The organism is Streptococcus sp. FSL W8-0197 (genome assembly GCF_037963785.1).
Taxonomy (GTDB): Bacteria; Bacillota; Bacilli; order Lactobacillales; family Streptococcaceae; genus Streptococcus; species Streptococcus oralis_CQ.
Genome location: NZ_CP150168.1, coordinates 2,017,237 through 2,028,077, shown reverse-complemented (window position 1 = coordinate 2,028,077; position 10,841 = coordinate 2,017,237). Strand labels below are relative to the sequence as shown.

Sequence of the window (10,841 nt, the reverse complement as noted above, 5' to 3'; positions counted from 1 at the left end):
ATGGTACGTATGAGAAAAAAAACAATTGGCGAGGTTCTACGTTTAGCCAGAATTAACCAGGGATTGAGTCTGGAAGAATTACAGGAAAAAACTGAAATTCAGTTGCATTTTCTAGAAGCTATGGAGGCAGATGATTTTGATCAACTTCCTAGTACCTTCTATGCTCGTTCTTTTTTAAGAAAATATGCCTGGGCAGTAGAGTTAGATGAAAGAATTGTTTTGGATGCCTATGATTCAGGTAGTATGATCACTTATGAAGAGGTAGATGTCGATGAAGAAGACTTGTCTGGTCGCAGACGATCAAATAAGAAAAAAACGTCTTATCTCCCCTTGTTTTATTTCGTCCTATTTGCTTTGTCAATTTTAATTTTTGTCACTTACTATGTTTGGAACTACATCCAAACTCAGCCAAGTCCTTCTTCAGCTAATTATAGTGTTGTGAACTCGACTAGTTCCACAACCTCATCTAGTTCATCTTCTAGTAGTCAGACGTCTAGCTCGTCTTCTACTACGGAATCAACTATTACAGTGTCAGGCGAAGGAAACCGCATTGAAGCTCGGTATAAAACGAGTAAGGAAACAGCTACGGTTCAGCTGACTGTTTCGGATGCAACTAGCTGGGTAAGTGTTTCAGGAAGTGACCTTGAAGGTGGTGTGACCTTGTCATCAGACAATAAAAACGCAAAAACAACAGTTTCAACTAAGAATCCCGTTACCATTACTTTAGGTGTAGTGAAGGGAGTTACTGTAACTGTGGACAATCAAACGATTGATACTTCGAAGCTGACAACTCAGACTGGAACTGTAACACTTACATTTACTACAGATTAAGGAAAAATCAATGAAAAAAGAACAAATTCCTAATGTATTAACTATTGGTAGAATTCTCTTTATACCTCTCTTTATCCTTATTTTGACTTTGGGCCATTCACAAGGCAGTCATTTGCTAGCAGCGATAATTTTTGCAGTTGCTAGTGTAACGGATTATCTTGATGGTTACCTTGCTCGCAAATGGAATGTAGTCAGCAACTTTGGAAAATTTGCTGATCCGATGGCCGATAAGCTGTTGGTTATGTCAGCTTTTATCATGTTGATTGAGTTAGGTATGGCTCCGGCTTGGGTTGTTGCTATTATCATCTGTCGTGAACTTGCGGTGACAGGCTTGCGTTTGTTGCTTGTTGAGACGGGAGGGAAAGTTCTAGCAGCAGCGATGCCAGGGAAAATCAAGACCTTTAGTCAGATGTTTGCCATTATCTTTTTGCTCTTACATTGGAATTTAATTGGGCAACTGTTGCTTTATATAGCTTTATTTTTCACCATCTACTCTGGTTATGATTATTTCAAGGGTAGCGCTCATGTATTCAAAGGGACATTTGGTTCGAAATGAAATCGATTATTGAAGTAAAAAATCTGTCTTTTCGTTACAAGGAAGACCAGGAACATTATGACGTTAATAATGTCTCGTTTCACGTGAAACGGGGAGAATGGCTTTCGATTGTAGGTCATAATGGGAGTGGAAAATCGACAACTATCCGTTTGATTGATGGCTTGCTTGAAGCGGAGTCTGGGGAAATCTGGATAGATGGCCAACTGCTGTCCTCTGAGAACGTTTGGGACTTGCGTCGACAAATTGGTATGGTTTTTCAAAATCCAGATAACCAATTTGTGGGGGCGACTGTTGAAGATGATGTTGCCTTTGGTTTAGAAAATCAGGGACTTCCTCGTGAAGAAATGAAGAAGAGAGTGGCTGATTCTTTGGAGTTGGTAGGGATGCTGGACTTTAAGAAGAGAGAACCAGCTCGTTTATCTGGTGGACAAAAACAACGGGTGGCTATTGCAGGAGTTGTTGCCTTGAGGCCAGCTATTTTGATTTTGGACGAGGCTACAAGTATGTTGGATCCTGAGGGACGCAGAGAACTGATTCAGACAGTTCAAGAGATTCGTAAAGACCACCAGATGACAGTCGTCTCCATTACACATGACTTGGAAGAAGTTGCGATGAGTGACCGTGTCTTGGTCATGAAAAAAGGCCAAGTGGAGTCAACCAGTAGCCCAAGAGAACTTTTTTCTCGGGATGACCTTGACCAGATAGGATTAGATGAGCCTTTTACTAATCAATTGAGAGAATCTTTGAGAGAGGCTGGCTATCAGTTGCCGGATGGCTATTTGACAGAAGGAGAGCTAGAGGACAAGCTATGGGAATTACTCTAGAAAATGTGAGCTTTACCTATCAAGAGGGGACTCCCCTATCTTCATCAGCCCTGACTGATGTTTCTTTGACGATTGAGGATGGCTCTTATGCAGCTTTAGTAGGGCACACAGGTAGTGGAAAATCAACGATTTTACAGCTTTTAAATGGCCTATTGGTACCAAGTAAGGGTTCTGTTCGAGTTTTCGATACCGTCATTACCCCTACATCAACCAACAAAGAAATTCGCCAGATTCGAAAGCAGGTTGGTCTAGTGTTTCAATTTGCTGAAAATCAGATTTTCGAAGAGACTGTTTTGAAAGATGTTGCATTTGGGCCGCAAAATTTTGGAGTTTCTGAGGAAGAGGCCGAGAAAATTGCGCGTGAAAAGTTAGCCTTGGTAGGTATCGATGAGTCACTCTTTGAGCGCAGTCCTTTTGAACTTTCGGGTGGTCAGATGAGACGTGTGGCTATAGCAGGTATGCTAGCCATGGAGCCAACTGTCTTGGTTTTGGATGAGCCTACAGCAGGGCTAGATCCTTTGGGCAGAAAAGAATTGATGACCTTGTTTAAAGAACTCCACCTTTCTGGAATGACAATCGTTCTGGTAACGCATTTGATGGATGACGTAGCTGCATATGCTGATCAGGTCTATGTTATGGAAAAGGGGCGTTTGGTCAAAAGTGGCAAACCGAGCGAAGTTTTCCAAGATGTAGCCTCTATGGAAAAAGTGCAGTTAGGTGTGCCTAAAATCACAGCCTTTTGTAAACGTTTGGCAGATAGAGGTGTAGCTTTTAAAAAATTGCCAATCAAGATAGAGGAGTTTAAGGAGTCGCTAAATGGATAGTATGATTTTAGGGCGTTATATACCGGGGGATTCCATCATTCATCGCTTGGATCCACGTAGTAAATTGCTTGCCATGATCCTGTTGATTTTGATTGTATTTTGGGCTAATAATCCCCTCACCAATCTCATTTTGTTTATAGCGACAGGTATATTTATCGCTTTGTCAGGCGTTTCCCTCTCATTTTTCGTTCAGGGATTAAAATCCATGTTCTTCTTGATTGCTTTTACGACTCTTTTTCAGCTCTTTTTCATTTCAAGTGGAAATGTCCTATTTGAGTTTTCTTTTATAAGAATAACGGATTATGCTTTGCAACAAGCAGGAATCATTTTCTGTCGTTTTGTGTTGATTATTTTCTTTTCAACCTTGCTAACCTTAACGACCATGCCTTTGAGTCTGGCAGCTGCAGTTGAAGCTCTTTTAGCACCGCTGAAACGCGTGAAAGTTCCCGTTCATGAAATTGGTCTCATGTTATCAATGAGTTTGCGTTTTGTTCCAACCTTGATGGATGACACAACGAGAATTATGAATGCTCAAAAAGCTCGTGGAGTTGACTTTGGCGAAGGTAGCATCGTGCAAAAGGTAAAGGCTATGATTCCAATTTTAATTCCTCTTTTTGCTACTAGCTTAAAGCGTGCAGATTCATTGGCAATAGCCATGGAAGCGCGTGGTTATCAGGGAGGAAAGGGTAGAAGTCAGTATAGACAGTTGAGATGGAGTCAAAAGGATACACTGGCAATTCTTGTGATTTTGGTACTGGGATGTTTCTTATTTTTCTTAAAATCTTAGCAGGTTTGTAGGATTGATAAGAAGCTCACAGTAGCAGGTTTTTAGTATAAAGGTAGGAATATGAACCGTTTTAAAAAATCAAAATATCTAATCATCGTTTTTGTCACAGTTCTGGCAGTTTCTGTTCTATTAGTGACAACCTATTCAAGCGCTATTGTGACGAAACTAGGAGATGGGATTTCCTTAGTAGATAGAATTGTTCAGAAACCCTTTCAGTGGTTTGATACTTTCAAATCAGATTTGGGACATTTGACGCAGACTTACAACGAAAACGAAAGTCTAAAAAAACAGCTTTATCAACTAGAGGTGGAGTCTAATCAATCAGAAAGTTTAAAAAATGAAAATGAACAACTACGTCAGTTGCTGGATATGAAGTCAAAATTGCAGACAACAAAAACCATTGCAGCAGATGTGATTATGCGAGCTCCAGTATCTTGGAAACAAGAGTTAACAATTGATGTGGGAAGTTCAAAAGGAGCTTCTGAAAATATGTTGGCCATTGCAAACGGGGGCTTGATTGGTAGTGTTTCAAAGGTGGAGGATCATTCAACAACGGTCAATCTATTGACAAACACCGAAAATTCAGACAAAATTTCTGTTAAAATTCTGCATGGCTCTACTGAAATTTACGGGATTATCGTTGGTTATGATAAGGAGTCAGAACTGCTTAAAATTAGCCAATTAAATAGTAACAGTGACATTAGCGCAGGAGACAAGGTGACTACAGGGGGGCTCGGAAACTTTAATGTTAAGGATATCCCTGTTGGAGAGGTTGTTGCTACAACACACAGCAGTGATTATCTAACAAAGGAAGTAACAGTAAAGTTAAGTGCTGACACCAAAAATCTTCATGCGGTAGAGTTAGTGGGGAATTAGCAATGAGACTGTTAAAACAAATTGGTATTTTCTTTTTACTCCCTTTTGTCGTATTAATTGATGCACATATTGGACAATTGGTAGGATCCTTCTTCCCTCACTTTCATTTAGTAAGTCATTTTCTGTTTTTATTTCTCTTGTTTGAGACAATTGAGGTTTCAGAATATCTCTATCTAGCTTACTGCTGTATAGTGGGTTTGCTGTACGATATCTATTTTTTCCACTTGATAGGAATTGCAACACTTCTATTTATCTTGATAGGAGCTTCGCTCCATAAATTTAATAGTGTAATTTTGCTAAACCGTTGGACAAGAATGTTAACAATAGTTGTGATGAGTTTCCTATTTGATATGGGGAGCTACCTCCTTGCCCTTGCTATGGGATTGACAGTAGAATCGATGCCAGTTTTCATCGTCTATAGCCTTGTCCCATCAATGATTTTGAACTTTTTATGGATGCTTATTTTCCAATATATTTTTGAAAAATGTTATCTATAAGAAAGAAATAAAAATGTAACAAAGGCGTAATATTTATTATGTCTTTTTTTGGTATACTAGTAATGTCTTAAATAGAAGGAGTATCTACACAATATGAAGAAAAAAATCTTAGCGTCACTTTTATTAAGTACAGTATTAGTGTCTCAAGCGGCGGTATTGACAACTGTCCACGCTGAAACAACTGATGAAAAGATTGCTGCTCAAGATAGTAAGATTAGTAATTTGACATCTCAACAAAAAGAAGCTCAAAAACAAGTAGATGAAATCCAAACGCAAGTTACAGCTATCCAAACTCAACAAACGAACTTGGAAGCTGAGAATGAAACTCTACAAGCTGAATCTAAAAAACTTGAAGGAGAAATTACAGAGCTCTCTAAGAACATTGTTGCTCGTAATGAATCTTTGGAAAAACAAGCACGTAGCGCACAAACAAACGGTGCTGCAACTAGCTATATCAATACAATTGTAAACTCAAAATCAATTACGGAAGCTATTTCACGTGTTGCAGCCATGAGCGAGATTGTATCAGCTAACAACAAAATGTTGGAACAACAGAAAGCTGATAAGAAATCTATCGCTGAAAAACAGGTTGCAAATAATGAAGCAATCAACACTGTCATTGCGAACCAACAAACGCTTGCTGACGATGCACAAGCATTGACAACAAAACAAGCAGAGTTGAAAGTTGCTGAGTTAAACCTTGCTGCAGAGAAAGCTACTGCAGAAAGCGATAAAGCTACTTTATTGGAACAAAAAGCAGCAGCAGAGGCAGAAGCGAAAGCAGCAGCCGAAGCAGAAGCGGCTTATAAAGCACGTCAAACAAGCCAACAACAATCAGTTGTTGCTTCTGGAAATACAACACTTTCAGATCAAGTGCAAGCAACTTCAAGCTCTTCATCAGATGATGATTCAAGCTACACTCCAGCACCTGCTCCGACTCCAACTAGACAACGTCCAACATACAGTACAAATGCTTCAAGTTATCCAACTGGTGAATGTACTTGGGGAGCTAAAACATTAGCACCTTGGGCTGGAGATTACTGGGGTAACGGAGCGCAGTGGGCTACAAGTGCAGCAGCTGCAGGATTCCGTACTGGATCAACTCCACAAGTTGGTGCGATTGCATGTTGGAATGACGGTGGATATGGACACGTAGCGGTTGTTACAGCAGTTTCATCATCAACTAGCATTCAAGTATCAGAATCAAACTATGGTGGAAATCGTACAATCGGTAACAAACGTGGATGGTTCAACCCAACTACAACTTCTGAAGGTTATGTTACTTACATCTATCCAAACTAATGAATGAAACGAAGAGGCTCGATGCGAGTCTCTTTTATTATTTTTTATCGAAAGCAAGGCCGAAATATATCAAAACCACTTGAAAATATGGCTAAAATGTGATAAAATGAAACTTGTCGTGTAAACGATAATACTCATTCTTGATGAATTGTGAGACTGTTGCCCTCGGGTCGTTTTGCAAGTTGAAGTCGAGGAGAGGAAAAAAACAAAAAGGAGAAATACTCATGGCAGTAATTTCAATGAAACAACTTCTTGAGGCTGGTGTACACTTTGGTCACCAAACTCGTCGCTGGAACCCTAAGATGGCTAAGTACATCTTCACTGAGCGTAACGGAATCCACGTTATCGACTTGCAACAAACTGTAAAATACGCTGACCAAGCATACGACTTTATGCGTGATGCTGCAGCTAACGATGCAGTTGTATTGTTTGTTGGTACTAAAAAACAAGCTGCTGACGCTGTTAAAGAAGAAGCAGAACGTTCAGGTCAATACTACATCAACCACCGTTGGTTGGGTGGAACTCTTACTAACTGGGGAACTATCCAAAAACGTATTGCTCGTTTGAAAGAAATCAAACGTATGGAAGAAGAAGGAATCTTCGACGTTCTTCCTAAGAAAGAAGTTGCACTTCTTAACAAACAACGTGCACGTCTTGAAAAATTCTTGGGTGGTATCGAAGACATGCCTCGTATCCCTGATGTAATGTACGTAGTTGACCCACATAAAGAACAAATCGCTGTTAAAGAAGCTAAAAAATTGGGTATCCCAGTTGTAGCGATGGTTGACACAAATACTGACCCAGACGATATCGATGTAATCATCCCAGCTAACGATGACGCTATCCGCGCTGTTAAATTGATCACAGCTAAATTGGCTGACGCTATCATCGAAGGACGTCAAGGGGAAGATGCAGCAGCCGTTGAAGCAGAATTTGCAGCTTCAGAAGCTCAAGCTGACTCAATCGAAGAAATCGTTGAAGTTGTAGAAGGCGACAACGCTTAATTCATATAAATAGTAATTACCTAGGAGGGCGGGGCCTAGCCCAGCTCTCCTATTTTTAAAAAATATAGGAGAATCAAAATGGCAGAAATTACAGCTAAACTTGTTAAAGAGTTGCGTGAAAAATCTGGTGCCGGTGTTATGGACGCTAAAAAAGCGCTTGTAGAAACAGACGGTGATATCGAAAAAGCGATCGAATTGCTTCGCGAAAAAGGTATGGCGAAGGCAGCTAAGAAAGCTGACCGTGTTGCTGCAGAAGGTTTGACAGGTGTATTTGTTAACGGTAACGTTGCAGCAGTAGTTGAAGTAAACGCTGAAACTGACTTCGTTGCGAAAAACGCTCAATTCGTTGACTTGGTAAACGCAACAGCTAAAGTAATTGCTGAAGGAAAACCAGCTAACAACGAAGAGGCTCTTGCTTTGACAATGCCTTCAGGTGAAACTCTTGAGGCTGCATATGTATCTGCAACAGCAACTATCGGAGAAAAAATCTCATTCCGTCGTTTTGCTTTAATCGAAAAAACAGATACACAACACTTTGGAGCTTACCAACACAACGGTGGCCGTATCGGTGTTATCTCTGTTATTGAAGGTGGAGACGAAGCGCTTGCTAAACAAATCTCAATGCACATTGCTGCGATGAAACCAACAGTTCTTTCTTACAAAGAATTGGATGAGCAATTCGTTAAAGATGAGTTGGCACAATTGAACCACGTCATCGACCAAGATAACGAAAGCCGTGCAATGGTTGGTAAACCAGCTCTTCCACACTTGAAGTATGGATCAAAAGCACAATTGACTGATGAAGTGATTGCTCAAGCTGAAGCTGATATCAAAGCTGAGTTGGCTGCAGAAGGCAAACCAGAAAAAATCTGGGACAAAATCATCCCAGGTAAAATGGATCGCTTCATGCTTGACAACACTAAGGTTGACCAAGCATACACACTTCTTGCACAAGTCTACATCATGGACGACAGCAAGACAGTTGAAGCATACCTTGAATCAGTTAACGCTTCAGTAGTTGAGTTCGCTCGCTTTGAAGTTGGTGAAGGTATTGAGAAAGCTGCAAATGACTTTGAAGCTGAAGTTGCAGCTACAATGGCAGCAGCCTTGAATAACTAATAATAAAAAGAGGAAGCAAGTTTGCTTCCTTTTTCTTTTATTAAAAATTTAAAAAGCCCTTTAACAAGGGCTTTGTGTATTTAGGAGACTAGACTTCGAATTCATAGAGTGCTGTAGATAGGTAACGTTCTCCGTTATCTGGTGCAAGCGCAAGGACTTTTTTACCTGAACCTAATTTCTTGGCAACCTCAATTGCCCCGTAAATCGCTGCAGCTGAAGAAATACCAACAAGGAAGCCTTCTTTTCCGCCAATCTCACGACCAAGTGCAAGAGCATCATCTGATGTTACACGGACGATACCGTCATAGGCTTCTGTATCAAGTGTTTCAGGAATAAATCCAGCGGAGATACCTTGAATTTTATGAGGTCCTGGTTTTTCGCCAGACAGAATAGCAGATTCATCAGCTTCAACAGCAAAAATTTGAATGTTGGAATTTGCAGCTTTAAGTGCATGAGAAACGCCCGAAATCGTTCCACCAGTACCAACACCACCTACAAAAGCATCTAGCCCATCAGAACCGAAAGCAGCCAGTATTTCAGCTCCTGTTGTTCTTTCGTGTACTTCAGGATTAGCTGGATTGTTAAATTGTAGAGGAAGGAAACCACCGCGCTCAGCTGCGATTTCTTGGGCTTTGGCAATCGCACCTTTCATACCTTCGCTACCAGGTGTAAGGACGAGTTCAGCGCCATAGGCTTGGATAATCTTACGTCGTTCCACACTCATCGTTTCTGGCATGACGATAACAACTTTATATCCTTTAGCAGCACCAACCCATGAAAGACCGATTCCAGTATTTCCACTTGTTGCTTCAACAATAGTAGCACCGGGTTTTAGAATGCCATCCTGCTCAGCTTTTTCAATCATGCTAAGGGCAATACGATCTTTGACTGAAGATCCTGGGTTAAAGGCCTCTAGTTTAACATAGACGTCTGCAGCACCCTCTGGAACAATGTTGTTAAGTTTAACAATTGGTGTTTGTCCGATTAGTTCAGTAATATTATTGTAGATAGTCATAGATATACCTCTTTGTATAAGATGATTCTAGTATAACGTGCTCTAGGCTATTTGTAAAATATAGAAATCCTATCGAAGCGATAGGATTTTTTTATATCAAAGGTCTAAGCCATTAATTTTCAATCGATTGTGATAAGCAAGTTCTAGTAAATAGGTGTAAAGGGGAAGAATATCCGTTTTCTTAGGAAATTCAAATTTGTGGTAACTAAAATGCTCATTATGTGCTTTTAGAAAGACATTCTCTAAATAAGTGATCGTAATCTCACTATCGTCTATACCTGCTCCTGCAGTTTCCATTTCAACGTTGACAATGTTCATCAAAAAGAGTGATTTAACAGACATCTTGCGACCAGTAGCGCCTTGCTTATCTGTAAATATGATACGAATATTTGTAAAGATGATTGCGTCACGAATGAGCTTATATCCACTTTGGATTTCTTCATTCTCTAGTAGGTATTGACCATATTCTTTGATAAGAGCTTCTTTGTTTTGCTCGCTGAAGTTACCAGCAAGTCCTTGAATAAATTTCCCAAACGCCATGTATTTCTCCTTTGTTTACACTAAGTTTACAGGAACTTCAACTTCTCGTAAACCTTGATCTGTTAAAGTAACCTTTCCATTAAAAAACTCTACAAGAGCAGACTTGATATTTTCTTTCTCTTCCTTATCAACATAAATCATTGTATCAACTTGATCTGTAAAGTTTGTATCCAGCTCCATGAGATGATGCTCTCTAAGAAAATTACCATATTCTTGATACTGAGCGTAAGACATCTGAATGGCTATGCCAGCCTGTTCTTTGATTTCAATAATGCCAATTTCTTTGACAGCCAAGGCTACGCTACCTGCATAAGCACGAATCAAACCACCAGCACCTAGTTTGATGCCACCAAAGTAGCGTGTCACTACCACACAGAGATTGGTTAGATTATGATTTTCTAAGACACCCAGCATAGGGACTCCAGCAGTACCACTAGGTTCCCCATCATCACTCGTACGTTTGATTTCACTGCGTTCCCCTACAATAAAAGCAGAGCAGTTATGGGTGGCTTTATAGTGTTCTTTTTTGATGGTAGTTATGAAGTCACGAGCCTCTTCTTCGCTATAAACACGCTTGACATGACAGATAAATCGAGATTTTTTGATTTCTTCTTGGACCTGCCCATCCTCTTTAATTGTTCTAAATTCCATGATTTAATTGTACTA

The 10,841-nt window shown here is 40.1% G+C and carries 13 protein-coding genes; 10 read left to right on the top strand and 3 right to left on the bottom strand.

The features are described 5' to 3' along the window. Positions 1–9 precede the first annotated feature (9 nt). The 10 genes from rodZ to tsf all read left to right on the top strand — a co-directional run bounded on the left by rodZ (position 10) and on the right by tsf (position 8,620). On the top strand, positions 10–831 hold the full coding sequence (rodZ, locus tag NYE79_RS09905; RefSeq protein ID WP_215804209.1) for a cytoskeleton protein RodZ: 822 nt from the start codon (positions 10–12) through the stop codon (positions 829–831). A 10-nt stretch (positions 832–841) separates the two neighbouring features. Next, positions 842–1,387, top strand: coding sequence for a CDP-diacylglycerol--glycerol-3-phosphate 3-phosphatidyltransferase (gene pgsA, locus NYE79_RS09900; protein ID WP_049484949.1), 546 nt, complete (start codon positions 842–844; stop codon positions 1,385–1,387). Next, on the top strand, positions 1,384–2,211 hold the full coding sequence (locus tag NYE79_RS09895) for an energy-coupling factor ABC transporter ATP-binding protein (protein WP_049484947.1): 828 nt from the start codon (positions 1,384–1,386) through the stop codon (positions 2,209–2,211). The genes pgsA and NYE79_RS09895 overlap by 4 nt, the downstream gene beginning before the upstream one ends. Beyond that, on the top strand, positions 2,196–3,035 hold the full coding sequence (locus tag NYE79_RS09890) for an energy-coupling factor transporter ATPase (RefSeq protein WP_215804210.1): 840 nt from the start codon (positions 2,196–2,198) through the stop codon (positions 3,033–3,035). Before NYE79_RS09895 ends, NYE79_RS09890 begins: the two co-directional genes overlap by 16 nt. Then, entirely contained in the window at positions 3,028–3,822 is a 795-nt protein-coding gene (locus NYE79_RS09885) for an energy-coupling factor transporter transmembrane protein EcfT (protein ID WP_000377881.1), read from the top strand. Before NYE79_RS09890 ends, NYE79_RS09885 begins: the two co-directional genes overlap by 8 nt. 60 nt (positions 3,823–3,882) lie before the next feature. Further along, positions 3,883–4,698: a rod shape-determining protein MreC gene (gene mreC / locus NYE79_RS09880; protein ID WP_251464139.1), complete on the top strand. Its 816-nt coding sequence runs from the start codon at positions 3,883–3,885 to the stop codon at positions 4,696–4,698. A gap of 2 nt (positions 4,699–4,700) precedes the next feature. Further along, positions 4,701–5,195 (top strand): rod shape-determining protein MreD, encoded by a 495-nt coding sequence (gene mreD / locus NYE79_RS09875; protein WP_251464137.1) that lies wholly within the window; start codon positions 4,701–4,703, stop codon positions 5,193–5,195. A 93-nt stretch (positions 5,196–5,288) separates the two neighbouring features. Further along, positions 5,289–6,497, top strand: a complete 1,209-nt coding sequence (locus NYE79_RS09870) for a CHAP domain-containing protein (RefSeq protein ID WP_049501303.1) — start codon at positions 5,289–5,291, stop codon at positions 6,495–6,497. Between the two features lie 224 nt (positions 6,498–6,721). Next, complete coding sequence (gene rpsB / locus NYE79_RS09865) at positions 6,722–7,501, top strand: 30S ribosomal protein S2 (protein WP_000268475.1); 780 nt, start codon at positions 6,722–6,724, stop codon at positions 7,499–7,501. Positions 7,502–7,579: 78 nt separating this feature from the next. Next, positions 7,580–8,620 carry a translation elongation factor Ts gene (gene tsf, locus NYE79_RS09860; protein WP_251464135.1) on the top strand — a complete coding sequence of 347 codons (1,041 nt, stop codon included), beginning with the start codon at positions 7,580–7,582 and terminating at the stop codon, positions 8,618–8,620. A gap of 88 nt (positions 8,621–8,708) precedes the next feature. On the opposite strand, the gene cysK is transcribed toward tsf, so the two are convergent. The 3 genes from cysK to NYE79_RS09845 all read right to left on the bottom strand — a co-directional run bounded on the left by cysK (position 8,709) and on the right by NYE79_RS09845 (position 10,826). Then, positions 8,709–9,635 (bottom strand): cysteine synthase A, encoded by a 927-nt coding sequence (gene cysK, locus NYE79_RS09855; protein WP_216728669.1) that lies wholly within the window; start codon positions 9,633–9,635, stop codon positions 8,709–8,711. A 96-nt stretch (positions 9,636–9,731) separates the two neighbouring features. Beyond that, positions 9,732–10,175, bottom strand: coding sequence for a PH domain-containing protein (locus tag NYE79_RS09850; RefSeq protein ID WP_000863904.1), 444 nt, complete (start codon positions 10,173–10,175; stop codon positions 9,732–9,734). A 15-nt stretch (positions 10,176–10,190) separates the two neighbouring features. Beyond that, positions 10,191–10,826: a YigZ family protein gene (locus tag NYE79_RS09845; RefSeq protein WP_049479395.1), complete on the bottom strand. Its 636-nt coding sequence runs from the start codon at positions 10,824–10,826 to the stop codon at positions 10,191–10,193. Positions 10,827–10,841: the final 15 nt, after the last annotated feature.

Excerpts from the sequence above, each read along its gene's own strand:
- pgsA (WP_049484949.1), top strand. The coding sequence starts at position 842 with ATGAAAAAAGAACAAATTCCTAATGTATTAACTATTGGTAGAATTCTC.
- NYE79_RS09850 (WP_000863904.1), bottom strand. The coding sequence starts at position 10,175 with ATGGCGTTTGGGAAATTTATTCAAGGACTTGCTGGTAACTTCAGCGAG.
- NYE79_RS09885 (WP_000377881.1), top strand. The coding sequence starts at position 3,028 with ATGGATAGTATGATTTTAGGGCGTTATATACCGGGGGATTCCATCATT.
- cysK (WP_216728669.1), bottom strand. The coding sequence starts at position 9,635 with ATGACTATCTACAATAATATTACTGAACTAATCGGACAAACACCAATT.
- rodZ (WP_215804209.1), top strand. The coding sequence starts at position 10 with ATGAGAAAAAAAACAATTGGCGAGGTTCTACGTTTAGCCAGAATTAAC.
- NYE79_RS09870 (WP_049501303.1), top strand. The coding sequence starts at position 5,289 with ATGAAGAAAAAAATCTTAGCGTCACTTTTATTAAGTACAGTATTAGTG.
- mreD (WP_251464137.1), top strand. The coding sequence starts at position 4,701 with ATGAGACTGTTAAAACAAATTGGTATTTTCTTTTTACTCCCTTTTGTC.
- mreC (WP_251464139.1), top strand. The coding sequence starts at position 3,883 with ATGAACCGTTTTAAAAAATCAAAATATCTAATCATCGTTTTTGTCACA.
- NYE79_RS09845 (WP_049479395.1), bottom strand. The coding sequence starts at position 10,826 with ATGGAATTTAGAACAATTAAAGAGGATGGGCAGGTCCAAGAAGAAATC.
- tsf (WP_251464135.1), top strand. The coding sequence starts at position 7,580 with ATGGCAGAAATTACAGCTAAACTTGTTAAAGAGTTGCGTGAAAAATCT.
- NYE79_RS09890 (WP_215804210.1), top strand. The coding sequence starts at position 2,196 with ATGGGAATTACTCTAGAAAATGTGAGCTTTACCTATCAAGAGGGGACT.
- NYE79_RS09895 (WP_049484947.1), top strand. The coding sequence starts at position 1,384 with ATGAAATCGATTATTGAAGTAAAAAATCTGTCTTTTCGTTACAAGGAA.
- rpsB (WP_000268475.1), top strand. The coding sequence starts at position 6,722 with ATGGCAGTAATTTCAATGAAACAACTTCTTGAGGCTGGTGTACACTTT.